General features: G+C 72.3%; 19 protein-coding genes. 11 read left to right on the top strand and 8 right to left on the bottom strand.

Features of this window, described 5'->3' with window-relative positions; all coding sequences use genetic code 11:
* Window positions 1-155 precede the first annotated feature (155 nt).
* On the top strand, window positions 156-320 hold the full coding sequence (locus ACGFI7_RS07570) for a hypothetical protein (RefSeq protein ID WP_393400464.1): 165 nt from the start codon (window positions 156-158) through the stop codon (window positions 318-320).
* A gap of 115 nt (window positions 321-435) precedes the next feature.
* Here the strand turns inward: ACGFI7_RS07570 and ACGFI7_RS07565 are convergent, their stop codons facing one another.
* Together ACGFI7_RS07565 and ACGFI7_RS07560 are read right to left on the bottom strand one after the other, a co-directional pair.
* On the bottom strand, window positions 436-1,251 hold the full coding sequence (locus ACGFI7_RS07565; RefSeq protein WP_393400462.1) for an inositol monophosphatase family protein: 816 nt from the start codon (window positions 1,249-1,251) through the stop codon (window positions 436-438).
* Window positions 1,251-3,227, bottom strand: a complete 1,977-nt coding sequence (locus ACGFI7_RS07560; protein ID WP_393400459.1) for a S9 family peptidase — start codon at window positions 3,225-3,227, stop codon at window positions 1,251-1,253. The genes ACGFI7_RS07565 and ACGFI7_RS07560 overlap by 1 nt, the downstream gene beginning before the upstream one ends.
* Before the next feature lie 56 nt (window positions 3,228-3,283).
* On the opposite strand from ACGFI7_RS07560, the gene ACGFI7_RS07555 reads away from it, so the two are divergent.
* The gene (locus tag ACGFI7_RS07555; RefSeq protein ID WP_393400456.1) at window positions 3,284-4,261 is read left to right on the top strand and encodes a ferrochelatase; all 978 of its coding nucleotides are present in this window, start codon (window positions 3,284-3,286) and stop codon (window positions 4,259-4,261) included.
* On the opposite strand, the gene ACGFI7_RS07550 is transcribed toward ACGFI7_RS07555, so the two are convergent.
* Window positions 4,252-5,424, bottom strand: coding sequence for a lytic transglycosylase domain-containing protein (locus tag ACGFI7_RS07550; RefSeq protein ID WP_393400453.1), 1,173 nt, complete (start codon window positions 5,422-5,424; stop codon window positions 4,252-4,254). The genes ACGFI7_RS07555 and ACGFI7_RS07550 overlap by 10 nt on opposite strands.
* 92 nt (window positions 5,425-5,516) lie before the next feature.
* Between ACGFI7_RS07550 and ACGFI7_RS07545 the strand changes: the two genes are divergently transcribed.
* The 4 genes from ACGFI7_RS07545 (at window position 5,517) to sepH (ending at window position 11,669) form a co-directional block, all read left to right on the top strand.
* Window positions 5,517-6,719, top strand: a complete 1,203-nt coding sequence (locus ACGFI7_RS07545) for an MFS transporter (protein WP_393400451.1) — start codon at window positions 5,517-5,519, stop codon at window positions 6,717-6,719.
* 66 nt (window positions 6,720-6,785) lie between these two features.
* On the top strand, window positions 6,786-7,493 hold the full coding sequence (locus ACGFI7_RS07540) for a polysaccharide deacetylase family protein (RefSeq protein ID WP_393400449.1): 708 nt from the start codon (window positions 6,786-6,788) through the stop codon (window positions 7,491-7,493).
* Window positions 7,494-7,544: 51 nt separating this feature from the next.
* Window positions 7,545-8,825, top strand: coding sequence for a D-arabinono-1,4-lactone oxidase (locus ACGFI7_RS07535; RefSeq protein WP_393400447.1), 1,281 nt, complete (start codon window positions 7,545-7,547; stop codon window positions 8,823-8,825).
* Window positions 8,826-9,269: 444 nt separating this feature from the next.
* Complete coding sequence (gene sepH, locus ACGFI7_RS07530) at window positions 9,270-11,669, top strand: septation protein SepH (protein ID WP_393400444.1); 2,400 nt, start codon at window positions 9,270-9,272, stop codon at window positions 11,667-11,669.
* 266 nt (window positions 11,670-11,935) lie between these two features.
* On the opposite strand, the gene ACGFI7_RS07525 is transcribed toward sepH, so the two are convergent.
* Complete coding sequence (locus ACGFI7_RS07525; RefSeq protein ID WP_393400441.1) at window positions 11,936-13,795, bottom strand: PH domain-containing protein; 1,860 nt, start codon at window positions 13,793-13,795, stop codon at window positions 11,936-11,938.
* A complete protein-coding gene (locus tag ACGFI7_RS07520) occupies window positions 13,792-14,313 on the bottom strand; it encodes a PH domain-containing protein (RefSeq protein WP_393400438.1) in 522 nt (173 codons plus the stop codon). The genes ACGFI7_RS07525 and ACGFI7_RS07520 overlap by 4 nt, the downstream gene beginning before the upstream one ends.
* Before the next feature lie 95 nt (window positions 14,314-14,408).
* On the opposite strand from ACGFI7_RS07520, the gene ACGFI7_RS07515 reads away from it, so the two are divergent.
* From ACGFI7_RS07515 to ACGFI7_RS07495, 5 genes are all read left to right on the top strand, one after another.
* Window positions 14,409-15,383 (top strand): ATP-binding cassette domain-containing protein, encoded by a 975-nt coding sequence (locus ACGFI7_RS07515; protein WP_393400435.1) that lies wholly within the window; start codon window positions 14,409-14,411, stop codon window positions 15,381-15,383.
* A 5-nt stretch (window positions 15,384-15,388) separates the two neighbouring features.
* On the top strand, window positions 15,389-16,180 hold the full coding sequence (locus ACGFI7_RS07510) for an ABC transporter permease (protein WP_393401877.1): 792 nt from the start codon (window positions 15,389-15,391) through the stop codon (window positions 16,178-16,180).
* Window positions 16,181-17,155: 975 nt separating this feature from the next.
* On the top strand, window positions 17,156-17,698 hold the full coding sequence (locus ACGFI7_RS07505) for a YbhB/YbcL family Raf kinase inhibitor-like protein (RefSeq protein ID WP_393400432.1): 543 nt from the start codon (window positions 17,156-17,158) through the stop codon (window positions 17,696-17,698).
* A gap of 225 nt (window positions 17,699-17,923) precedes the next feature.
* Window positions 17,924-19,303 (top strand): hypothetical protein, encoded by a 1,380-nt coding sequence (locus ACGFI7_RS07500; protein WP_393400429.1) that lies wholly within the window; start codon window positions 17,924-17,926, stop codon window positions 19,301-19,303.
* 83 nt (window positions 19,304-19,386) lie between these two features.
* Window positions 19,387-21,597, top strand: a complete 2,211-nt coding sequence (locus tag ACGFI7_RS07495) for a SulP family inorganic anion transporter (RefSeq protein ID WP_393400426.1) — start codon at window positions 19,387-19,389, stop codon at window positions 21,595-21,597.
* A 202-nt stretch (window positions 21,598-21,799) separates the two neighbouring features.
* Here ACGFI7_RS07495 and ACGFI7_RS07490 read toward each other — a convergent pair whose 3' ends face one another.
* The 3 genes from ACGFI7_RS07490 to ACGFI7_RS07480 all read right to left on the bottom strand — a co-directional run bounded on the left by ACGFI7_RS07490 (window position 21,800) and on the right by ACGFI7_RS07480 (window position 24,535).
* Window positions 21,800-22,480, bottom strand: a complete 681-nt coding sequence (locus ACGFI7_RS07490; protein ID WP_393400423.1) for a hypothetical protein — start codon at window positions 22,478-22,480, stop codon at window positions 21,800-21,802.
* Between the two features lie 102 nt (window positions 22,481-22,582).
* Window positions 22,583-23,482, bottom strand: coding sequence for a bile acid:sodium symporter family protein (locus ACGFI7_RS07485; protein ID WP_393400420.1), 900 nt, complete (start codon window positions 23,480-23,482; stop codon window positions 22,583-22,585).
* Between the two features lie 66 nt (window positions 23,483-23,548).
* A complete protein-coding gene (locus ACGFI7_RS07480) occupies window positions 23,549-24,535 on the bottom strand; it encodes a TetR/AcrR family transcriptional regulator C-terminal domain-containing protein (RefSeq protein ID WP_393400417.1) in 987 nt (328 codons plus the stop codon).
* Window positions 24,536-24,565 lie beyond the last annotated feature (30 nt).

The following is a 24,565-nucleotide window of genomic DNA, read 5'->3' as shown; positions in this document are numbered from 1 at the left end:
CCAGGTGACGCAGACCACAGGCAAATCCATGTTTCGGACGACGAAGGGTCTGGGTATGCCTGCTGAACACCCATGCGCCCGTGTCCCTCTGGGCTTGGCGCGGGCGGGTGGGCCTCCGCGCCCGCAAGGGCCGTACCCCTGAGAGAGTAGGTGAGATGGGCGAGTTCACGACCACGATCGAAAGCCGCCTCGACCAGGCTTACAAGGGTCTCCGGGAAGCCAGGAGCTCCGGTGACGAGTACCTCGCCGACACCCTCACCGCCGAGATCGAGGACCTGCGCCGCCTGGCCGACGATCACGGCATACCGCTGCCCCGATGACGTGGCCGCACTGACGCTGTAACGCTGACGCTGTAACCCGACGGCCGGTGCCCGCGAGGGCCCCGGCCGTCGGCGTGTCCGGCGGGAAGTGACCGCCGCAAGTGCGGGTCGGACGTCAGGAGTCGCGGGCCGGGCCGAGCGACGCGAGCAGGTCGTGCATGTCCTCGAACAGTCCCGGCGCCGCGCAGAGCGTCAGCTCGCTGTCGTGCGGCCTGCCGTCCAGACCCCCGATCACGGCCCCGGCCTCGACGGCGACCAGGCCGCCCGCCGCGTAGTCCCAGTAGTTGACGCCCCGCTCGTAGTAGGCGTCGACCCGGCCGCAGGCCACCGAGCACAGGTCGACGGCGCACGACCCGCCGCGCCTGATGTCGCGCACCCGCGGCAGCACCCCGGTCAGCACCTCGGCCTGCGCGGCCCGCCGCGCCGCGTCGTAGCCGAACCCGGTGGCGACCAGCGCCTGCCCGAGCGGCACCGCCGGGTTGCAGCGCAGCCGCTCGCCGCCGAGCCAGGCCCCCTCCCCCGCCGCGGCGGTGAACACCTCACCGCGCGACGGCACGTTCACCACACCCGCCACGACGCGCCCGCGCACCTCCACCGCGATGGAGACCGCCCAGTCGGCCAGCCCGTACAGGAAGTTGACCGTGCCGTCGATCGGGTCGACGACCCAGCGCACGTCGGTCTCGCCGGGCCGGTCGCCCTCCTCCTCGCCGAGGATCCGGTCGCCGGACCTGACGGCCAGGATGCGCTCCCGGATGAGCTGCTCGGAGGCCCGGTCCAGGACGGTGACCACGTCGGTGGGGCTGGACTTGGTCTGGATGTCGGCGGCCCCGGTGGACATGGCGGGCCGCTTGGCCAGCAGCATGTCGCCGGCCTCCCGGGCGATGTCCTCGGCGAGCCGCAGGAATCCGCCGGCCGTCATGGCATCGGGCATCAGGCCACCGACTCCGGGCGTTTCCACTCCTCGCCGAGCACGTGGTGGCCGAGGAAGGCCAGGACTGTCTCGTACCAGGCGACGACGTTGCCGGGCTTGAGAATCCAGTGGTTCTCGTCGGGGAAGTACAGGAACTTCGACTCCACGCCGGTGCGCTGCAGGTCCCACCAGAGCCGCAGTCCCTCGCCGATCGGCACCCGGTAGTCCTTGTCGCCGTGGATGACGAGCATCGGGGTGGTGATCTTGTCCAGCGCGAGGTGCGGGGAGAGCAGGCCGTAGCGCTCGGAGCCGGGCGGGCCGAACTCGCGCTGCCAGAACATGGCCCCGTCGGTGGTGCCGGCGAACTGGTCGAGGTGCCACAGCGAGGCGTGGGTGACGACGGCGCGGTAGCGGTCGGTGTGGCCGGCGACCCAGTTGGCCATGTAGCCGCCGAACGAGCCGCCCATCGCGGCCGTGCGGGTGGCGTCGAGGTCGTCCCTGGCCAGCGCGGCGTCCACGATCACTTCCAGGTCGGCCATGGTGCGCGGACCCCAGTCGCCCCAGCCGCGGTCGATCATTCCCTGACCGTAACCGGTGGACAGGGCCGGGTCCGGCATCAACACGGCGTAGCCGTGGGCGGCCATGATCCACGACTGCCAGCGCCACTGCCAGTCGTTCCAGGAGGCGACCGGGCCGCCGTGGATCCACAGCAGCAGCGGCGCCGGGTCGGCGGCGGAGGCGCCTTCGGGCAGCACGAGCCAGCCGCGGACGGTGACGCCGTCGTCGGCGGTGGCGGTGACCTCGGTGAGCGTGCCGGGGGCCTCGGGGCGCGGCGCGGGCGAGGGCAGGTCCGTGACGTCGCCGGTGACGTCGATCCTGGCCGGGCCGGGAGCCAGCGCGACCCCGCTGCGCAGCGCGTACAGCGAGCCGCCGTCGGCGGTGGCGTTGAGCGAGAGGTAGGAGGCGTCGTCCTCGGTGAGCCTGACGGCCTCCCCGCCCGCCAGCGGGACGCGGAAGATCGGCCGGCGGCCCTGGTGGTCGGCGGCCATGTACACGGCGGAGGAGTCGGGCGCCCACTCGACGTCGGCGGGGAACAGGTCCGGCGCGTAGGCCCGCGCGTCGCCGGTGGCCAGGTCGCCGATCCACAGCTCCATCCGGATCGGCAGGTCGGGGCGGGCGAGCCGCTCGCGGAGGCAGGCGATCCTGGTGCCGTCCGGCGAGACCGCGAGCGGGCCGCAGAAGTCGTGGCCCTCGTCGCTGAAGAGCGTGCGCCGGACCCCCGACTCCACGTCGATCGCGACCAGTTCCACGCGGCGCTCCCCGCGGGGCTGCGGGGGCCGCCAGGTGGTGATCACCGTGCGGCCGTCGGGGGTGAGGGTGAAGTCGGCTTCGCGCAGCGCCTCGCCCGGGTCGGGGGTGAGGTCCCGGACGTCTTCCAGGCCGTCGGGCCCGAGCCGGCCGGCGAACAGGCGGGTGCGGCCGGGGCCGAGGTCGTGGTCCCAGTAGCGGACCGGGTAGCTCTCGTGCAGGATCGCGCTGATCCCGGCGTCCTTGCGGGCCCGGCGCCGCTCGGCCTCGTCGGCCTCCTCGCCGTCGAGCACGTCCGAGGCGAACACGACCGTGCCGCCCGCGGTCCGGAAGGCGCCGATGCCGCCGGGGCGGTCGGCGATCCGGCGGGCCTCGCCGCCGCTCGCGGGCAGCAGCCAGAGCGCGGCCGCCTCCTCGTCGCCGTCCTTGGTGGTGGGGTCGGGGCGGGCGCTGGTGAACAGCAGGTCGCCGGAGGCGGTGAAGTCGGCCGCGGTCTCGCCCTTGGCCGACCGGGTCAGGCGGTAGGGCTCGCCGCCCAGGGGGGTCGCCCACAGCGCGGTGCCGTACGACTTGCCGTCCGGGTTGAGCGCCTGCACCACGGAGACGAGCCGGGAGCCGTCGGGGGAGAGCTTCAGCGAGATGACTCGTGGGATGGCCACATAGTCGCGGATGTCGTCAAAGGGGCTCACTTATCCGAACTTACCTCTTGGCGGGACCACGGGCACGCCGCCATAGGCTGGTTCACGTGGCAGATTATGACGCGTTGCTGGTGCTGTCGTTCGGCGGTCCGGAGGGTCCCGACGACGTGATGCCCTTCCTGGAGAACGTGGTGCGCGGCCGGGGCGTCCCGCGCGAGCGGCTGCTGGAGGTCGCCGAGCACTATCAGAGCTTCGGCGGCGTCAGCCCGATCAACGGGCAGAACCGCGCGCTGGTCGAGGCGCTGCGGCAGGTGGCGGGCGTGCCGGTCTACTGGGGCAACCGCAACTGGCGGCCGTTCGGCGAGGACACCGTGCGCGAGATGGCCGCCGACGGGGTGCGCAAGGCCGCGGTCTTCGCCACCTCCGCCTACGCGGGCTACTCCAGCTGCCGCCAGTACTACGAGGACATCGCCAGGATCTCCTTCGACGGCGGCCCCGAGCTGGTCAAGCTGCGCCACTACGGCGACCATCCCGGGTTCGTGGCGGCCATGGCCGACCACACCCGGCAGGCCCTGGAGCGGATCGGCGACCGGGCCGGCCGCGACGACGTCCGGCTGGTGTTCACCGCCCACAGCATCCCCGTCTCGATGGCCGAGACCGCCGGGCCGTCGGGCGGCCTGTACGAGGCGCAGCTGCGCCGCACGGCCGAGCTGGTCAACGAGGCGCTGGGCCGCACCCTGCCGTGGGACCTGGTGTGGCAGTCGCGCAGCGGCCCGCCGCAGGTGCCGTGGCTGGAGCCGGACGTCTGCGACCACCTGCGCGAGCTCGACGCCAAGGCCGTGGTGCTGGTGCCGATCGGGTTCGTCTCCGACCACATGGAGGTCGTCTACGACCTCGACACCGAGGCCAGGCAGGTGGCCGGGGAGCGCGGGCTGCCGATGGAGCGGGCGGCCACGGCCGGCACCCACCCGGCGTTCGTGCGGATGGTGCGCGAGCTGATGGACGAGCCCGAGCCGACGCCCTGCCCGCTCACCTGCTGCCCGGCGCCGAAGCGCCGTCCGGCCCCGGCGTCCGCTCAGGCGTAGGAGCGGGCGTAGGCGTCGGCGATGCCGAGCACCTTGTTCACGTAGTCCCACGAGTGGTTGTAGTGCCAGACGGCCTTGCGCAGCTTCTCGCCGCCCTGGCCGGCGCCGGTGGCGCACAGGTACGCGGCGGCTCCCGGCACGGCGTCGTACGGGCTCCAGATGTCCTTCTTGCCGTCGCCGTCACCGTCGACGCCGTAGGCCTTCCAGGTGGCGGGCATGAACTGCATCGGCCCGAGCGCGCCCGCGCTCGACGGGCCGTTGTTGCGGCCGTGGCCGCTCTCCACCTGGCCGATGGCCGCCAGCACGGTCCACGACAGGCCGGGGCAGCGGGTGGCCGCCTGCTTGTAGAGCTCCAGATAGCTGCCGGGCCTGCCGGTGGTGACGGTGGCCTGCTTGGGCCGCTTCCGCTCGCGCCGGTCGGCGTCGAGCATGACGATCTGGGCGCCCGAGCCGAGCGTCTTGCGCACGCCAGCCTCGCTGATCTTGCCTTCCTTGCCGTGCAGCAGCACCGCGACGCCGCGGGCCAGCCCGAGTGTGCGGCCCAGCTCAGCGCCGACGAGCGCGTCGACCCCGGTCAGGCCGAGCGGCGCGGAGGCGGCCAGCCGCAGCCGGGGTCCGCCGTCCACCTGGTAGTAGGCGCCGAGCGTGAGCCCGTACTTGCGCACGGCCGCCGCGTCGGCCACGAACTCGCCCCTGGCCAGCGCGCTCCACACGCCGGGGTGGCCGGCGACGGCCTGGGGTGTCCAGGAGCGGAAGTCGGTCTGGTCGACCGCGAGCAGGTTGAGCCCCGTACCGGCGACCTTGACCGAACCGGCGTCGACCACGATGGCCTTCTGCACGTGCTTGAGCGCCGACAGCGCGAAGCGGGTCTGCTTCGACACCTCGGCGGGCGCGATGGCGAGCACGCGCGGCGGGGTGGGCGTGACGCCCGCGCCGCCCTCGCCGAACTCCCGCACGGGGGCGGCCGTCGGGGGCGCGGTGGGGACGAGCCGGTCGAGCCCGGTGGTCTGGCGCTCGGTCCGACGTTCTATCTTTTCCTGGGGGGCCGCTCCGGTGAACGGGTCTTCACCCAGCATCAGCACCACACCGCCGGCCGCGATCGTCACCGCGAGCACCGTGGCGACCATGAGCAACACGGCGCGCAGTGAGGGAAGACCGGACACGCGGGACACGTTAACCCACTCGCCGAGAAATCTGTTGCCATCCGGACAGACGATGCGAGAAGTTGTGCCAGCACACGTAAGGAGAGAATGACATGGTCGGGCCTTACCGGGGGTTGTTCAACGGGCCCGGCGTCAAGGGATTCGTGCTGGCCGGGTTCTTCGGCCGGATGCCGATGTCCATGCTCGGCATCGGCATCGTGCTGCTGGTCCAGGGGCTCACCGGATCGTTCGCGCTGGCCGGCGCGGTGTCCGGGGTCTGCAGCGTCGCCTTCGCCGTCGCCGCCCCGCTGTCCGGGCGGCTCACGGACCGGTTCGGCCAGGGCCGGGTCATCGTGCCGTTCGCCGTGATCAACGCGATCGCGCTGGTCGCGCTCATGGCCAGCGCCGGGCTGCGGCTGCCCGAATGGACCCTGTACGCCACCGCGCTGCTGGTCGGCGCCACCTCGCTGTCGCTGGGGTCGATGGTCCGGGCGCGCTGGTCCCACCTGCACGGCGGGTCGGCCAAGCTGCACACCGCGTTCGCCTTCGAGTCCGTCGCCGACGAGGTGATCTTCGTCACCGGTCCGGCGCTGGTGACCGTGCTGGCCACGGCCGTGAACCTGTACGCCGGGCTGACCGTGGCGCTGGTGGCCATGTTCGCCGGGTCGATCGCGCTGGCCCTGCAGCGGCGCACCCAGCCGCCGGTGCAGCCCGTCCGCGCGGCGGGCGGCACCCCGATCCTCATCCCCGGCATCGCCCTGCTGTCGTGCGTCTACCTGAGCCTCGGCGCGGTCTTCGGCTCGGTCGACCTGATCACGGTGGCCTTCGCCGACGCGCACGGGGTCAAGGGCGCCTCCGGGTTCCTGCTGGCCGCGTTCGCGGGCGGGTCGATGGTCTCGGGGCTCTGGTTCGGGTCGCGGCACTGGCGGATCTCGCTGCGCGGCCGGTTCGTCCGGGCGCTCGGCGTGTTCGGGGTGGGGCTGCTGCCGATCATGTTCGTCGGGGACGTGCGGGTCATGGCGATCGCGCTCTTCGTGGCCGGGCTGGCCATCTCGCCGACGCTCATCACCGGCTTCTCGCTGACCGAGCGGCTGGTGCCGCCGTCGCTGCTCACCGAGGGCATGGCGTGGATCTCGACCTCGATCGGGTTCGGCGTGGCGATCGGCGCGTGGGCGGGCGGGCGGCTCACCGAACTGGTCGGCGCGTCCAACGCGTACGGGTTCTCGCTGGCGTGCGCGTTGCTCGCGGTCGTGGTGGGCGTGGGAGGTTCGGGTTTGCTGAGACTTCCCGAAGCGCCTTCACCGGCGGAGAGCTGATCCGATACCGTCGGGACATCCCTCGCATCACCCTTCACATTGGAAACATCAGTTATGTCCCGACATTTGACTTCACTTCTGGCCATCGCGGCAGTTGCGGTGATGGCGGCTCCCGCCCCCGCGGTCGCCGCGCCCAAGACGAAGGAGGTCGACTGCACGCAGGTGAAGTGCGTCGCGCTGACCTTCGACGACGGACCGGGCAAGTACGCGGGCAAACTGCTGGACACCTTGAAGAAGTACGACGCCAAGGCCACGTTCTTCCTTGAGGGCCAGTACGTGAAGAGCCGCCCCGCCTACGTCAAGCGGATGGTGAAGGAGGGGCACGCGATCGGCAACCACAGCTACTCGCACCCCGACTTCACCAAGTCGACCGAGGCCACGATCCGCAACGAGATCAAGAAGACCAACGACGCGATCAAGAAGGCGGCCGGGGTCGAGCCCAAGCTGCTGCGTCCTCCGTACGGACTCTCGGACCTGCAGGTGCAGGACATCGCGGTCGAGTTCGACATGCCGATCATCCTGTGGACCGGCGGGTCGCGCGACTGGGAGTCGAAGGACGAAGAGAAGATCAAGAAGCAGACCCTGGCGGTCGCCAAGAGCAACAGCATCGTCCTCATGCACGACTGGGTGAAGCAGACGGTCGACGCGATGCCGTCGATCATCAAGACGCTCCAGCGCAACGGCTACCATCTGGTGACGGTCGACGAGATCATCAAGAGCGAGAACCTCAAGGCCGGTGACGTGTTCCCGCTACCTGAGGGCTGGGAACAGTGAGTATCGTTCACGTTTGACGGAACGACGCTCTAGCCAGGGAGAACACTCCTCATGGCGTTCACCAACTGGGCAGGCAACCAGACCTGCTCCCCCGCCGAGGTGCGCACCCCGGCCTCGGCCGACGACGTGGCGCGCGCCGTCCGGGACGCTGCGGCGGGCGGGCGGCGGCTGCGCATGGCCGGAACGGGCCACTCCTTCACCGGGGTGGCCCTCACCGACGGCATGCTGCTGCGCCCGGACAAGCTCACCGGGGTCCGCTCGTGGGCCGGCGACCAGGTCACGGTGCTCGCCGGCACCCCGCTCAAGACGCTCAACGCGCTGCTCGGCGAGCGCGGCCTGGCCCTGGCCAACATGGGCGACATCACCGAGCAGACGATCTCCGGCGCCATCCAGACGGGCACCCACGGCACCGGCAGGGACAGCGGCGGCCTGGCCGACCAGGTGACCGGGCTGGAGCTGGTGCTGGCCGACGGCTCGCTGGTCACCGCCTCGCCGGGCGAGGACCTGTTCGACGCCGCCCGGGTCGGGCTGGGCGCGCTCGGCGTGGTGACGGCGGTGACGTTCCGGGTGGAGCCGGCGTTCCTGCTGCACAACCGGCGCAGGCGGATGCCGCTCAGCCGCATACTCGACTCGCTCGACGACCTCACCGGCCAGAACGAGCACCTGGACTTCTTCTGGCTGCCGCACACCGACGCGTGCCTGGTCAAGACCAACAACCGGCATCCGGGGCCGCCCGCCCCGCAGGGCGCCTTCCGGCACTGGCTGGACGCGGTGTTCCTGGAGAACACCGTGTTCGGCGCCGCGTGCGCGGCCGGGGCGCGCTTCCCTGACCTGATCCCCCGGATCAACGCCGTCAGCGCCGCCGCCCTGGGTGACTCCGAGTCCGTCGACACCTCGTACAAGATCTTCACCGCGCGACGGGACGTGCGCTTCCTGGAGACGGAGTACGCGATCCCGCGCGAGAAGCTCGGGCAGGCGCTGCGTGAGACGCGTGACCTGGTCGAGCGGATGGACTGGAAGATCACCTTCCCGGTCGAGGTGCGGGTGACGCCGCCGAGCGACGCCTGGCTGTCGACCGCGTACGGCAGACCGACCGCGTACGTGGCCTGCCACGTCTACCGTCAGACCCCGAACCCGGCGTACTTCGAGGGCGTCGAGGAGATCATGACCAGGCTGGGCGGCCGGCCTCACTGGGGCAAGCTGCACACCAGGGACGCCGCGTACCTTTCGGGCGTCTACCCGCGATTCGCCGACTTCGTGGCCCTGCGCGACCGCCTCGACCCGGACCGCCTCTTCGGCAACGCCTACCTGGAACAGGTGCTGGGTTCCTAACGCCAGGTAAAGAACCGTCGTGCGAATGGGCGGCTGCGCGTGTCCGGCCGTCCGCGCGGCCGGTTCAGGGGGCAACCTCGTCGCTCGTGCCCCGACGTTCCGGCCTGCCCTCCGTGTACGCAGCCGCGGCCCCAATCATCCCCGCGGCCATCGCCGTCATCGCCGTCATCGCCTCGCCGCCCAGTCCTGCCGTCCGTCCCGGCTCCCGGGTCACGGATCGCGAACCGATTCGCCAGAATCCAACGAGGACGTCTAACCTCCTCCTGCGCGACGGCGGGCTCTGAAAGGATGGAATCCTCAAATGTGACGGGCGTCACAACGCCCCGGGGCTATCCCAGCAAGGCGATGTTCGGACATGCCGGGTACGGTGCTGGCAGGCAACCGGCACACGCGAGAGACTCAAGGGTCCGGGGGAAGAATGGCGACGCTGACGAAGGGACTCGCATGCAGGAGCTCCGACTCGTCGCGGTGAGTGAGGACGGCACCTATCTCGTGCTGGCTACTGCCGGGCGGGGCACGCGCTTCACTCTTCCTGTGGACGACCGGCTCCGTGCTGCCGTCCGTGGCAACTTCTCCCGTCTCGGCCAGTACGAGATCGAAGTGGAGAGTCCGTTGCGCCCCAAGGAGATCCAGGCCCGCATCCGAGCCGGGGAGACCGCGGAAGAGATCGCCGCCACGGCCGGCATCCCGGTCGAGCGCGTCCGCTGGTTCGAAGGGCCGGTGCTCCAGGAGCGTGAGTACGTCGCCCAGCAGGCGCAGCGCGTCACCGTCCGCATGCCCGGCGAGTCCGCGACCGGTCCGACCCTGGGCGAGCTGGTCGCCGAGCGCCTCACCAGGCGCGGCGTGCCCACCGACGAGATCGACTGGGACTCCGCCAAGCGCGACGACGGCCTGTGGCGGGTCAAGCTCGGCTACGTGTGGAACGGTCACACGCGCCACGCCGAATGGCTCTTCGACCCCCGCCGCCGCCACGTGACCCCGCACGACGACGAGGCCCACCGCCTGTCGTCGGCCGACTTCGACCCGGATCCCGTGGTGGAGGACACCACGGTCACCCCGTTCACGCCCCGCGTGGCCAAGCTGCAGCCGGTGCCGCCGCTGGCGTCCGACCCGCTGCCGTTCCCGTCCGTCATCAGGCAGGAACCCGAGCCCGAGGAGCCGGCGGTCGGCTACGGCCCGCCGGCCCGCGAGCTGCCCGTCGACCTGCCGCCGACGGCCTTCGACCCCGCTCCGGCGCCGCCCGCCCGCGACGACAACCGCCGCGGGCCTTCCCCCTGGCTCCCGGACCTCGGCCCGACCCGCCCGCAGCCTTTCTACGCGCCGGCGGACGACCGCGACCGCCCGCCCGCCCCGCAGCCTGACCACGGACGCCCCGGCCCGGACCCCGACCGGACCGTCGCCTCTCGACCCGCCCAGGCCCCTGACCGGCCCGTCGCCCCTCGACCCGGCCCGGACCCTGACCGCAGCGTCGCTCCCCGGCCTGCCCAGGACCCCGACCGGACCGTCGCCCCCCGGCCTGAGCCGGCCCGTCCTGCCGCGTCCTCGGGTGACCGGCTCGCCTGGCAGGCGCGCGTCGACACCGCTCCGGCGACCGCGTCGCAGCGGGAGAACATCGCGCCGCCGCCCGTGGCGTCCACGGCGCCATCGGCTGCGGAGGCGGTGACGCGGCCGTCCACTGTCGAGGCGCCCACCCCTGCCCCGACCGGTCCGCCTGCCGGCGAGGCGTCCGCCCCGGTGCGGGAGCCCGTCCGTCAGCCCGAGCAGCCTGCCCCGCCCACCACCACCGAGGACGTGCAGGCCCCGACGGCCGAGGCGACCGCCGTAGAGCCCGTGGAAACGGTCCAGCCCCAGGCGGCACCGCCCACGCAGACACCGGCGCCTGCCGAGCAGACGACGGCACCGGCTCAGCAGACGACAGCACCGGCTGAGCAGGCGACGACACCGGTTGAGCAGCCCGAGGCCCCGCCCGTGCAGTCCACGGCGCCCACGCCTCAGCCTGCGGAGACCGCCGCCGAAGCCTCAGCCCCCACCGCTGCCGTGGAGGGCGTCACCACCGAACCCGTCCACACCGAGCCGGTCACCGACCGAGCCACGCAGGACGAGGAAACCGCCGCCGAGGACAGCGTCACCGCCGAGCCCGTCGCCGCGGACGGCGGGACCGCCGCGAGCGAGAGGACTGCCGAGCCCGTCGCCGCGGACCGTGCCACGCCCGCAGACGGCGTCACCACCGAGCCCGCTGCCACGACCGGCGAGTCCACCGCCGACAGCCCGACCACCACGACCGGCGAGGCCACCGCTGACACGACCGGCGAGGCCACCGCTGACAGCGTGACCGCCGAAGTGGGCGAGTCCTCGGTCGACGCCGCCGCCGAGTCCTCGGTCGAGGCTCCGGCGGCCGCCGTCAGCGCGCCGGAGCCCGCGAAGGCCGACGCGCCGGCCCAGGACCAGGCCGACGACACTTCGGCCGAGGAGTCGACGAGTCCGGCGCCTGCCGCCGAGGCCGCGAGTCCCCCGGTGCCCGAAGCTCCCGCCGCCGCGCGCAAGGAGAACGAGGCCTCACCCGTACAGGAGACGGCCCAAGCGCCCGAGAAGAAGGCAGCCGGGCCGGAACCGTCCGGGGGCGGGCCCAAGCCTCAGCCCAAGCCCGGCAAGGCGGTGCCCGCGGCTCGGACGAGCAAGGACGACCAGGCCAGGCAGGACTCTCCGGCCAAGGAGGAGCCTCCCGCGCCGACGCCCGCGCCCAAGCCCGCCCCGGCCCGGCAGTCGCGCAAGGGTTCACGTGGCCGCCGCGCCTCCGTCCCGACCTGGGACGAGATCATGTTCGGCGCCCGCCGCCAGGACTGACCCCACGATTCCGGACGAGCGCTTCCCGCCAGACCTGACGAGAGACCGTGTCAGCTCTGGAACGGGGAGCGCTCATCCGCATCCACCGCTGCGCCCTGTACCGGGCGATGATCCGCCTCAACCGTCCCGCACCCGCCGGCGGGTGACAGCTGATGATGTGGGGTGACGTCGGCCGCGGGCATCTGAAGTCGAAGCCGCGCTGAATTCAAGAGCCCGGTCCTGTGAAAGCCGGAGCCGGAGCCGGGCCGAGCCCGCCGGGCCTGGGGTCAGGCAGGTGGAGTGTGCTGATCCGGCGGGGTCTGGAGGCCGGGTGGCTGCGGATCGGAGGAGGTACGCCGCTCCGGCGCGGCGCCCTGGTCCGGCGCGGCGCCCTGGTCCGGCGCGGCGCCCTCGTCCGACGAGGTGTCCTGGACCGACGAGGTGTCCTGGACCGACGCGGCACCCTGGACCGGCCGAGTATGCGGGCCCTGCCGAGTGTGCGGGCCCGGCGGAAGGTGCGGGCCCGGCGGAGTGTGCAAGACCGGTGGAGTTCCCTCCGGCGGCACCCGCTGACCCGACTCGGAGGCTTGCCCCGGCAGGGTCTGCGAGGTGGGGCCGGGGCTGAGGAAGGGGGCCAGCCATTCGGGGGTGACTTCGGCGGGGAAGTCTCTGGCCTGGGCTTCGGAGACGTCGATGGCCGAGTAGCCACCCTTCCCGGCGCCGGATCCCACCGTCAGGGTGAGAACGCCCGCCCGGCGCTGGAACCAGGTCTGGCGGAGGTGCCAGCCCACCACGGCGCGCCGTTCGACCACCGCCATCGACCGCCTGAGCGAACCCGAGCGGACCGCCACCCGCTCGCCGTCGTAGCCGTGGCCGAGGGAGCGGTAGCGGTCGAGCCCGAGGGGGACGCCGAGGGCGGCCAGGACGAGGGCGGCCACGAGCAGCACCCACCACACGGACAGCTCGGTCAGCACGAGCAGCAGCCCGGACAGCGCGGCCAGGATCAGCCACGGGGCGACGGCCCTGAACAGGCGGCGGTTGCGGGCGATCGGCGGGTGGGGGCGCAGGTCGGCCCGGTAGGGCCCGATGGCCTCGCCGGTGACCGCCGTGGCGTCGGCGCGCGGGACCACGGGCAGGAGCTGCCCGCGGGTCTCGGAGTCGCCCAGACCGGTGACGATGGCCCAGGCCCGGACGACGCCGGCCCAGCGTTCGGCGAGGCCGTCGACGATCTCGTAGCCGCGCACCCGGCTGGACTCCAGCGACACGCTGCGCCGGTTGATCAGCCCGCGCTCGGCCACGAGGTAGCCGTCGCGCCGCTTGAGCCGGAAGTCCCAGTTGAAGACCGCGTACATGACACCGCCCGCGATCGGCATCGCCGCCACCAGCAGGAGCACGGTGGCCACCAGCAGCGACGGGCGCTCCCACAGCCACTCCCCGACGTTCCAGGCGGCCTCCCTGCCGAAGCCGAGTTCGTCGCCCCACTGGAAGGCCAGGCCGACGACGCCGCCGGCGAGCGCGAACGGGGTCAGGAGGTACGCGCCGGAAAGCGGCCCGTACAGCAGCCATGTGCGCGGGACGGCGAAGATGACCCGCTCGGACGGTCCCGCGACGGCGGGGCCCTCCTCGGCGGGGCGGGCGTCGGGGGCGGTGCGGGACCGGCGCAGCAGGAGGGGTTTGAGCCGGTCGGCCTCCTGGACGGTGACGCCGTCGAGGGTGGCCTCGCCGTCGCCGCCGCTCGCGCCCGTGTCGATCTTCAGGACGGCCAGGCCGAGGAGGCGGTGCATGGGCGGGGTGGAGACGTCGACGCCGCGTACCCGTTCCAGCGGGATGGTGCGGATCGAGCGGCTGATGAGCGAGCGCTTGATCTCCACCCGGTCGCCGGTGACGTGGTACGTGAAGGTGGCCCAGCGGATGAGGGCGAACACCACGGTCCCGACCAGGCCGATCGCCGCCCACAGGTAGGACCTGGTGGAGAAGCCGCCCACCACGAGCACGCCGATCAGCGGCACCAGCAGCGAGGGCAGCATCCGTACGGGGTCGATGAGCAGCACTTTGGGGCTCAGCCGCAGCGGCACCGAGAAGGGCCCTGGCGGGCGCTGCTCCACCCCGGCGGGCGGGAGGGGCGGGTGGTCGGCGGGTTCGGTCATGTCGCGTCGTCCCTGAGCTGCTCGGCCCGGCGTGCCAGCGCCTCCGCCAGCTCCGCCGCCACGCGGAGGTCCAGGCCCTTGATCGTCGAGGATCCGGCGTGGGAGGCGGTGCGGATCTCCAGCGTCGCCAGCCCGAGCAGCCGTTCCATCCACCCCTGCCCCTTGTCGACGGTCTGGATGCGGCTGACGGGCACGAACACCCATTCCCTGGTCAGGAAGCCCTGGCGGGCGTAGACGACGTCGCCGGACAACTCCCACCGGTGCACCGCGTACCGCACGAACGGCTCCGCCACCAGGAACGGCGTGGTCAGGGCCGCCACCGTGACCGGCAGCAGCCACGGCCGGGCGGCGAACCAGTCGGGCACCCACCACCACCCGCTGCCCCCGACCCAGGCGGCGACCAGCACCGACCCGCCCACCAGCAGCACGAACCCGAACAGCGCCTCCAGCAACCAGAGCCCGCGGGCTCGGGACGAGACGCGGTTGGCGGGGTCACGCAAAGGACCTGATGACGTCACAAGGCCAGCTTATGGGGCGCGGCATATCGCCGATCTGTCAGCGGTGTCCGGCTCCACGCCCGGAGGTTGTCGGTGGGGTCGGGCAGAGTGGTTCCATGACAGGGAATCCCTATGCGATAGAAGCCGAAGGCTTGGTCAAACGCTATGGCGAGACCAGGGCGCTCGACGGCGTCGACCTGGCCGTGCCGCCCGGCCGGCTGCTCGGTGTGCTCGGCCCCAACGGAGCCGGCAAGACCACCGCCGTGCGTGTCCTGGCGACGCTGCTCGCTCCCGACGCGGGCCGGGCGTCGGTGCTCGGGTACGACGTGACGAGCCAGGCCCACCAGGTGCGCTCGCTGATCGGGCTGACGGGTCAGTACGCGGCGGTCGACGAGATGCTGACCGGGGTCGAGAACCTGGTGATGATCGGCCGGCTGCTGGGCCTGTCCAGGGGTGAGGCGCGGAGCCGGGCGGCGGCCCTGCTGGAGCGGTTCGACCTGGCCGAGGCCGGGGGCCGGGCGGCGAAGACGTACTCCGGAGGCATGCGCAGGCGGCTCGACCTGGCGGCGAGCCTGGTGGGCAGTCCGCAGGTGCTGTTCCTGGACGAGCCGACGACGGGTCTCGACCCGCGCAGCCGTACCGAGTTGTGGGAGGTCGTGCGGGGGTTGATGGCCGACGGCGTGACCGTGCTGCTGACCACGCAATACCTGGAGGAGGCCGATCAGCTCGCCGACGACATCGTGGTGTTCGACCACGGCAAGGTGATCGCCTCGGGCACGTCCGACGAGCTGAAGGCCACGACCGGCGCCCAGGTGCTGGAGGTGCGACCGGCCGCCGACCACCAGGTGCCGCTGGTGTCGGCGGTGGTCGAGGAGATCGTGGGCGCGGCTCCTGAGGTGTCGGGAGGGCGGCTGACGGCGTCCGTGCGCGACCCCGCCGTGGTGCCCGCGATCGTGCGCCGCCTCGACGACCTGGGGATCGTCGCCTCGGAGCTGACGCTGCGCAAGTCCAGCCTCGACGAGGTGTTCCTGGCGTTGACCGGGCACCGCGCCGAGGAGCCGGCCGCCGACGGCGAGGAGGTCTACGCGTGACCACGATGACGTTGCCGGCCCCGCCCAAGCGGGTGAGCGCCGGGGCCACGGTGAGCCAGACGCTGACGCTGGCCTGGCGGAGCCTGGTGCAGATCAAGCACAACCCGTGGGAGCTGCTCGACCTGAGCATCCAGCCGATCATGTTCCTGCTGCTGTTCACCTACGTGTTCGGCGGCGCGATCTCCGGCTCGACGGGCGACTACCTGCAGTTCGCGCTGCCCGGCCTGCTGGTGCAGAACGCCCTGTTCTACACCCTGTCCACGGCCATCGGTCTCAACACCGACATCACCAAGGGCGTCTTCGACCGGCTCCGCAGCCTGCCGATCGCGCGGTCCGCGCCGCTGGCGGGCCGCATCATCGCCGACACGTTCAAGCAGGTGTGGGCGTTCGCGCTGCTCGTCGGGTTCGGCATGGTGCTGGGGTTCCGGGTGACGACCGGGGTGGCCGGGCTGCTGGGGGCGCTGGCGCTGCTCGTGGTGGTGGCGCTGGCCATGGCGTGGATGTCGGTGCTGATCGGGCTGACGGCGTCCAACCCGGAGAAGGTGCAGATGTTCTCCTTCTCGGTGATGATGCCGCTGACCTTCACCAGCAGCGCGCTGGTCAACCCTGACACGTTCCCCGGCTGGCTGGCGGCGTGGGCCCAGGTCAACCCGGTGACGCATCTGTCCGACGCGATCCGCGGCCTGCTGATCGGCGGCGAGGTGGCCCAGCCCGCGCTGATCTCGCTGCTGTGGGCGGCGGGGTTCATGGTGGTGTTCGCGCCGCTGGCGATCCGGGTCTTCCGGCGCCACGGGTGAATGATCTCATTCAGCTCGTACGGGTCCTGCCCCGCCGTCGCGTTCGAGGTGGCGGGGCTGCTTCCGCTTCCCGGGCGTTGCTGCGGCGTCGTCGGTGACCCGTACGTGACCAAGACTCACGTCCTGTGCCCGTGACGATCTCCGCGCCGCGACCGTCTGGAGGTTCGGTGGCGGCTGGGGAGTCGGGGCGGCGTGCGTGCGGTCCCGTGTAGGCGCAGGTAGCGAGTGCGGCAACGTAAGTGAGGGCGAGTCCGGGTCGGGAGCGCGGCAGAGGAAGTGAGGACGCCCAGGAGTGCCCGGTCGGCCGTCGGCCGGGGAGGCGGAGAGTGCAGCCGGCCCCACAGAGGCGCAGGTCGGGAGCAAGGTAGAGGAAGTGAGGGCGGGTCCGATCGGCCGTCGGGCAGGGGGCGGCCATGGATGCGGAAAGCGTGTTCAGACGGTCCGGGCGCCGTCAGGCGGGAGTGCGGCCGCGGGAGGCGGAGGGTGCGTCAGGCCGGTCCGGTCGATGGCGCCGCACGTGTCGATGGCGCGGCGAGTAACGCGGAGGGGCGTGGCCGCGTCGTCCGGTGGGGTGGGTGAGGGCGAGCTGGCGTGCCGGGTTTTTTCCGGGCGCGCGCCGGGGGTGGTGACACGGGCGACCGGAGTGCGTCGCCCGCCCCCGGCGGCGCCCGGTCGTCCCAAATACCGGCGGGCGGGCGGTCCTGCGGCACTGCCGGGCCGGGATGGAGAAGCGGCAGGCCGGGGAGGGTGCGGAGACGCCGGACGGTGATCTCGGGAAGGTCCCCGTCTCGCCACGGGGCCGACGGCCCGGGGAGGACGAAAGCCACGCCCCCGGCCGCCTTCTCGCGGTCCGAAGCTCCGATTGGGGTGGATTTCCCGGGCTTTACCATCGACCGACCCTCGCGAAACGGTCGGCGCATGCCCGAGACGCGCGTAGCATCGTGCGGCATGGGGCTGTGTAACAGGACAAGGCGCGTGCGACGTGCCGCCGTCATTGGGACGGCGGTGGCGTCGGCGCTCGCCGTGTCCGGATGCGGCACCATCATCGGCACGTCCGAGGCGCAGGAGATCGCCCGGATCAACGTCTCCAGCCCCGATCTGCGCGAGGGCAGGCCGCTGCCGCGGCAGTTCTCGTGTCAGGGGGCCCAGGGCAGTCCGCCGCTGCGCTGGTCGAGCCGGCCTCTGGACGAGGCCGCGACCGTGGCGATCGTCGTCGACTCCAACTCCGCCGAGTCGTCCGGTGTCTACTGGGTGCTTTACAACATCCCGGCCACCACGACGGAGCTCGGTCCCAACGCCGCCGAGAGCCCGCCCGAGGGGTCCGGTCAGGCCACGGTGACCAGCGGCAAGGCGGGCTACGAACCTCCTTGCGTGTCCAAGGGCACCTACCGCTTCAGCGTCTACACGCTGAAGGGGAAGGTCGAGGTTCAGGAGGGCGCCTCCCTCTCCGAGGTCCTGAGAAGGATCGCGGACCTGACCATCGCCCGCGGACGGCTCACGGCGGTGAACATCGAGTGAGCCGGATGACACGGAGCGTAGTTCTGGTTACCAATTCTTCACTTAGGGTGTGACAACGCTCGTCGTGGTCCGACAGAATCAGATCCAATTGTTAGGTGCTGGTGATCAAAGGGGGCAGGTCGCGTCGATGGCCGCGCGATCTCACCGGTGCCGAAGGCAGGCCATGGCTTTGAGGGTGGTGCAATGACTGCGGTCGTGGTGAGCTTGGTCGCTGTTGTGCTCCTCGTGCTTGTCGTCGTGGCACTGGGCATGCGTTCGATGAACCGCCGGGAGAGCTCTCTTCCTCCGGAACGGCTGAAGGAGATGGCCGAGAAGGAGGAGCGGACGAAGACCCGCTCGACGGACGAGTTCGCCAACCATGAGCCCAAGATGACCAAGTTCAGCCCTGACTTCAGCCCCATCGACGAGCCGAAGCCCAAACCGGTCCGCACCGGTCAGCGTGGCAAGCGGGGGGTCGACGAGTGGGGCAACCCGCGTTCCGACGAGGACGACGAAGAGTTCTGGGCCAACATCCGCAGCGACGCCGAGGAGGGCGGTTTCGGCGCGGGCGGCACGGTCGCGGCGCGCAAGGCCGCGTCCCGGCCCGCCGAGCGTGAGCCCGCCGCCGCGGATCGCGCCTCCGACACCACCCGCCCCGCCCAGCGGCCCGCTCCGCGACGCCCCAGGCCCGCTCCGGTCGTCGACCCCAACGCGGCCACCGTGCAGGCCCCGCTGCCCCAGCGGCCGGCGAAGGCGCCGAGCCCGGCCGCCGCCTCCAGCAGCCTGGCCGACCTGGTGGAGCCGGTGCAGCCCCGCCCGGCCCCTTCGGCCTCCGATCTCGCCGACCAGCGCACGGTCACGTTCGCGGCGCCCACGTCCGACGTGATGAGCATCCTCGGCGCGGGCGCCCAGCCGGTGCCGTCGCCGCGCCCCGACGCGCTGCGCGCCACCGGCCCCATGCCCGCCCAGAACGGCTCCCAGCAGCCCGTCGGCGGCTCCCGTACGGCCAGCGGCTCCTTCGCCGCGGTCGACCCCGCCTCCAGCGGCTCCTTCCCCGCCGTGCCGCCCGCGCCGATCAACGGCGCGCCGACGAGCGACCCGTTCCCCGCCTACAACGGCGGCTCCGCCACCGGCGGCCAGGGCGGTTCCTGGCCGGCCCAGCCTGCCGCGACCGCGTCGGGCGGCTGGCCCGCCGCCTCGCCCGACATCCTCGACGACCCGGCGCCCGGCGGCCCGAGCGGCTCCTGGCCGGCCTTCCAGGAGCAGCAGCAGCCGTATCGCTCCTCCTACGAGGTCCGCGCCGGCTGGGCCGTGGCCGACGACTCCGACCCGCTGACCGGGCCCTCCCCCGCGAGCGCCCCGGCGGCGTCCGCCAGGCCCGCCCCGGTGTACGACGACGTGCTGTCGGCGCCGACGCCCATGCCGTCCACGCCGATGGCCGCGCCGACGCCGCAGTCGATCGCGTACGAGACCGGCGACTTCACCAGCCCGGCCGCCTCCCAGCCGGCCTGGCCGGCCCCTCCGGCGAACGCCGGTTACGGCGTCGACCCGTACGACGCGACCGACGGCCGCAACGGTCACCGGCGCACCACGCCCGAGCAGGAGTTCCCCGACTACTACCGCTGACCCGGCGGCGGGGCGCGGGCAGGAATCCGTAAAACCCCACGCGGGCGCCTCAGGACGGGGCGGGTCCCGCTAGGGTTTTGCGCATGTCCCGCATCACGAAGAGTCATGTGCTGAGCACGCTCCGTCATGACCTGCCCGCCTCGATCGTGGTCTTCCTCGTCGCGGTCCCCTTGTCGCTGGGCGTCGCGATGGCCTCCGGAGCCCCGCTCGCGTCGGGGCTGATCGCCGCCGTGGTGGGCGGGGTGGTCGGGGGCGCGCTGGGCGGCTCGGCCGTCCAGGTGAGCGGGCCCGCGGCCGGCCTGTCGCTGGTGGTGGCCGACCTGGTGCAGACCTACGGCTGGCGGGCCACCTGCATGATCACCCTGCTGGCGGGGGCGGTGCAGCTCGTGCTGGGGGTGTTCAGGGCGGCCCGGGCGGCGCTGGCGGTCTCCCCCGCGGTCGTGCACGGCATGCTGGCCGGGGTGGGCGTGGTGATCGCGCTGTCGCAGCTGCACGTGGTGCTCGGCGGCAGCCCGCAGCGGTCGGCGCTGGCCAACCTGGTCGAGCTGCCCGGCCAGCTCGCCGAGCTGCACGGGCACAAGATCGCGGTGGGCCTGCTGACGATCGCGGTGCTCGCGGTCTGGGTGCGGCTGCCCAAGCAGGTCAGGGCGGTGCCGGCGCCGCTGGCCGCGCTGCTGGCCGCCGCGGTCACCGCGTGGGCGTTCGGCTGGGACGTCACCCGCATCGACCTGTCCGGCGCGTTCACCGAGTGGACGTTCCCGGTGCTGCCGCAGGGTGACGGGCATCTGATCGTGGCGTCGGTGCTGCTGGTGGCGCTGCTGGCCGGGGTGGAGTCGCTGCTGTGCTCGGTGGCGGTCGACAGCATGCACACCGGGCCGCGCGCCGACCTGGACCAGGAGCTGACCGGGCAGGGCGTGGCCAACATGGTGTCCGGGGCACTGGGCGGCCTGCCGCTGGCGGGCGTGATCGTGCGGAGCACCACCAACGCGCGGGCGGGCGCCAGGAGCCGCGCCTCGACAGTGATGCACGGGGTGTGGGTGCTGGTGTTCGCGGTCGGGTTCGGGTGGTCGATCCAGCTGATCCCGGTGGAGGCGCTGGCGGCGCTGCTGGTGTTCATCGGCGTGCAGATGGTCAACCTGGGCCATGTGCGCAAGGTCCACGGGCACGGCGAGGTGCCGGTCTACATCGTGACGATGGCGGCGGTGATCCTGCTCGGGCTGGCCGAGGGGGTGCTGTTCGGGCTGGCGCTGGCGGCGCTGATGGCGTTGCGCAGGCTGACGTGGGTGACGGTGCGGACGCGGCGGCAGCCCGACGGCCGCTACCACGCGACGATCTCCGGCTCGCTCACGTTCCTCGGCGTGCCGAGGCTGACCCACGAGCTGCGCGCCATCCCCACCGGGGTGGCGGTGGACCTGGACCTGAACATCGACTTCATGGACAACGCCGCCTTCGAGGCGATCCACGCCTGGCGGCTGGACCACGAGCGGCTCGGCGGCACGGTCGACATCGACGAGCTGCACGACGAGTGGTACGCGATGGCGGCCAGCGGGGTGCGCATGTATCCGGCCAAGACGCCGTCGCACGGGCCCGACCGGTCGTGGCTGCCGTGGGCGCACCGCCGTCCCCGCACCGCGCGGCGGCTGATGCCGCACGGCACCACCGCCCCCGACGACTGCCTGCTGACCGAGGGCGCGCGGGAGTTCCACCGGCGTACGGCGCCGCTGGTGCGGCCGATCTTCACCGAGCTGGCGCGCAAGCAGCAGCCCACGCATCTGTTCATCACGTGCGCGGACTCGAGGATCGTGCCCAGTCTGATCACCGCCAGCGGTCCCGGCGACCTGTTCACCGTGCGCAACATCGGCAACCTGGTGCCGCGCCGCGGGTCCGAGCCGCACGACGACTCGATGGGGGCCGCGATCGAGTACGCGACGCAGGTGCTGGGCGTGCACACGATCACGGTGTGCGGTCACTCGGGCTGCGGGGCGATGGCCGGCCTGCTGAGCGGCGGGGTGATGGCGGGCAGCCTGCCGGCGATGCGGCGCTGGCTGCGGCACGGCAACCACAGCCTGGCCAGGTTCATCGACACGGCGGGCGACCGGATCGGCGACGACGCGCTCGACCTGCTCTGCCAGGTGAACGTGCAGCAGCAGCTGGAGAACCTGCGCACCTACCGGCGGGTCGACGAGCAGGTCCGCGAGGGCCGGCTGAAGCTGGTGGGGCTGTATTTCGACATCGGCGCGGCCCGGGTCCACATGCTGCCTCCGGTGCCGTCCCAGCTCTCCGTGAAGGCGTGAGCCGTTCTGCGTAATCCTCCACAGACCGCGCGGTCAGTGGAGGGTTAACGTACGTATCCGCGAGGTGGCGCTTCGCGGGAAGGTCCTGACTCCCAGGGGCCGGAAGGGCGGAGACGCCCGCTGTCGAGCCGTGTCCCCTGACGAGGGCCACCGACGGCGGCGAGATCGCGGGGACCGTCGTCTCCGCCCTTCACCGATCCGTTCAGGCGTTCACCCGGGCGGTCGCCGGCGCCGCGTAGTACGCCGCCCACGCCTCGTCCCCCATGCGCAGGATCTTGAGCCCGGTCCAGCCGAGCCCGACGACGGCCATGACCCACAGGATCGCGGTGATCGGCCCGTACGGGAACGGGAGGGTCAGCAGGCATCCCGCGGCCACCAGGGCGGGCACCCACCAGCTGACGAACCCGGCCCGCCACACCGCCACGACGAGCAGGGGCAGGCCGAGGATCGCGAAGAACATCCACGGCATCTGGAAGCCCCAGATGACGCCGGGCAGGCCGAGCATCTCCTCCGTGATGCGCTGCGCCTCCTCGGGCGCGTACCGCTGACCCAGCCACCACTCGATGGGGTCGCCCATGAGCAGGGCCGAGGCGGAGATGTAGCCGACGACGGTGACGGCCCCGGCGATGTGGCCGAACACGGTCGCCCTGTGCCGGGTCAGGTGGACCAGTCCGAGGGCCGCCAGCGCCATGAAGATCCAGCTCCAGTGGTAGAGGACCGACTGGAGCTGAGCGAGCACCGGGTTGTCCCCGAAGCTGACGGCCTCGCGTTCGTCGCCCCAGGTGCCCGGGTCGATGAAGACGGCGATGGCCTGGAGGAGCGGGGCGACGATGAGCAGCAGGCCGGCTGCTGTCCGGCGGAAGGTCACTGGATCGGTGAGCATGCCGTAAAGCTAGGATCGAGCCTCGCTCGTCAGCGTCCCTCCGTGGGCTGACCTCCGGTCGCCCGCGCGGGTGACAACTCAGGGGACAACTCAGGGGACGGCTCAGGTCTCGGCCGGTTGCCGGTCGCCGGGTTCGGCCACGTCGGCGCGGCGGCGTACGAGATAGCCGAAGGCGAGCGTGGTGCCGAACATCAGCACCCCGTAGACGGCGGGCGGCACCGCCATGGTCGAGTTGTTCAGCAGCGAGGGGCTCAGCGCGATGGTGATCGCGAGGGTGCTGTTGTGGATGCCGATCTCCATGCCGGAGGCGATGGCCTGCCGCCGTTCCACCTTGAACAGCCGGGGCAGCCAGTAGCCCACGGTCAGGCTGATCACGCTGAACAGCAGCGCCACCAGGCCCACGGCGGCGATGTAGCCGCCCAGCCGCTCCCGCTCCTGGACGATCGCCCCGATGATGACCGCGGCCAGCACCAGCGCCGACAGGATCCTGACCGGCTTGTCCATCCGGTCGGCGAACCGCACGCTGAGCCGCCGTACCAGCATGCCGATCGCGACCGGAACCAGGACGATGGCGAAGACCTGCACCACCTTGTCGGCCTGCAGGCCGATGTCCTGCCCGTCGCCCATGAAGTGGTTGAGCGACAGGTTGACCACCACGGGCAGGGTGAAGGCGGCCAGCACCGAGTTGACGGCCGTGAGGGTGATGTTCAGCGCGACGTCGCCGCCGAACAGGTGGCTGTAGAGGTTGGCGGTCGTCCCGCCGGGCGAGGCGGCGAGCAGCATCATGCCGACGGCCAGCAGCGGATCCAGCCCGAACAGCACGACCAGCCCGAAGCAGGCGGCCGGGAGCACGAGCACCTGGGCGACCAGGGCCACGAGGACGGCTTTCGGGCGGGTCGCCACCCGGGCGAAGTCGCCGAGGGTGAGGGACAGGCCCAGCCCGAACATGATCAGTGCGAGGGCGGCGGGGAGCATGACTGTGGTGAGGACGGACTGCTGCATGGGGGGACCACCGTTCCGCTGGCTGAGCGACCGCTGCCCCTGTCTAACAGCCCCCGTCGTGCAGGATCAATACGCCGGATCCATTCGTGACCTTCCCTCCGGGCCCGCCTCCTCGACGAGCACCGTCAGGCCGTCGAGCAGGGTGCGCAGGCCCAGCTCGAACAGCCGGTCGAGGTCGAGGTCGTAGCCGTCGCGCCCCAGCACCTCCATGAGCCGCGAGAAGGCCGGGTAGGCGCCGCCGGCGGCGATCGAGCCGAGGGCCGGCGCCTGGCGCTCCATCCACTCCTCCTCCGACATGCCGGTGGCGGCCTCGGCCAGGACCTCGCGTTCGAGGTGCACGGCCAGGCCCTGGACGTGGCTGTAGATCACCACCTGGAGGTCCATCCGCGTCGTCTCGTCCAGGCCGAGGCTCTCCAGGGCGGCGAGCAACTGCTCGCCGTAGGCGAGCAGGTTGGTCAGGGGCAGCGGTCTGAAGAGCGAGTTGAACTGGGCGAGCCAGGGGTGGCGGCGGTGCACCGCCCACAGCGCGCGGGCCGCGTGCTCGATGCGGGCCCGCCAGCCGGATCGCGGGTCTTCGGGACGCCCCAGCCCGCCGAAGGCGGTGTCGGCCATGTGGAAGATCAGCTCGTCCTTGCCGGGGACGTAGCGATAGATGGTCATGGTCGCCACGCCGAGCCGCGCGGCGACGCCGCGCATGGACAGCGCGTCCAGCCCCTCGCTGTCGGCCAGCTCGATCGCGGCGCGGACGACCCGTTCCCTGGTCAGCTCGCCGTCGGGCCGGTCCGTCGGTCGCGGGCCTGGCCGCGGGGGCCTGTCGCGGGCCGCGGGCTCGCTGGGGGCGACGATCGTGCCGGAGCGGGGCTTGGCCCGCACGAGGCCCTCGTCGCGCAGGTGGGTGAGCACCTTGGTGGCGGTGGCGAGCGCCACGCCCCACTCGCGGGCGATCTGCCGGGTGGAGGGCACCCGGTCACCCGGCCTGAGCCGGCCGTCGGCGATGCGGCGGCGGATCTCCGCGGCGATGCGCAGATAGGGCGGTTCGGCGGCGTCACTCACGACCTGCACCTTCTTCCATCTGTACTAGCA

Origin of the sequence: Nonomuraea sp. NPDC048826 (genome assembly GCF_043198225.1) — a bacterium.
GTDB lineage: Bacteria > Actinomycetota > Actinomycetes > Streptosporangiales > Streptosporangiaceae > Nonomuraea.
This window is presented reverse-complemented; position numbering and strand designations above follow the sequence as displayed.

Bases quoted from the DNA above. Each gene is read 5' to 3' on its own strand.
- ACGFI7_RS07570 (WP_393400464.1), top strand. From the start codon at position 156: ATGGGCGAGTTCACGACCACGATCGAAAGCCGCCTCGACCAGGCTTAC.
- ACGFI7_RS07565 (WP_393400462.1), bottom strand. From the start codon at position 1,251: ATGCCCGATGCCATGACGGCCGGCGGATTCCTGCGGCTCGCCGAGGAC.
- ACGFI7_RS07545 (WP_393400451.1), top strand. From the start codon at position 5,517: ATGGTCGGGCCTTACCGGGGGTTGTTCAACGGGCCCGGCGTCAAGGGA.
- ACGFI7_RS07535 (WP_393400447.1), top strand. From the start codon at position 7,545: ATGGCGTTCACCAACTGGGCAGGCAACCAGACCTGCTCCCCCGCCGAG.
- sepH (WP_393400444.1), top strand. From the start codon at position 9,270: ATGCAGGAGCTCCGACTCGTCGCGGTGAGTGAGGACGGCACCTATCTC.
- ACGFI7_RS07525 (WP_393400441.1), bottom strand. From the start codon at position 13,795: ATGACCGAACCCGCCGACCACCCGCCCCTCCCGCCCGCCGGGGTGGAG.
- ACGFI7_RS07515 (WP_393400435.1), top strand. From the start codon at position 14,409: ATGACAGGGAATCCCTATGCGATAGAAGCCGAAGGCTTGGTCAAACGC.
- ACGFI7_RS07510 (WP_393401877.1), top strand. From the start codon at position 15,389: ATGACGTTGCCGGCCCCGCCCAAGCGGGTGAGCGCCGGGGCCACGGTG.
- ACGFI7_RS07495 (WP_393400426.1), top strand. From the start codon at position 19,387: ATGTCCCGCATCACGAAGAGTCATGTGCTGAGCACGCTCCGTCATGAC.
- ACGFI7_RS07490 (WP_393400423.1), bottom strand. From the start codon at position 22,480: ATGCTCACCGATCCAGTGACCTTCCGCCGGACAGCAGCCGGCCTGCTG.
- ACGFI7_RS07485 (WP_393400420.1), bottom strand. From the start codon at position 23,482: ATGCAGCAGTCCGTCCTCACCACAGTCATGCTCCCCGCCGCCCTCGCA.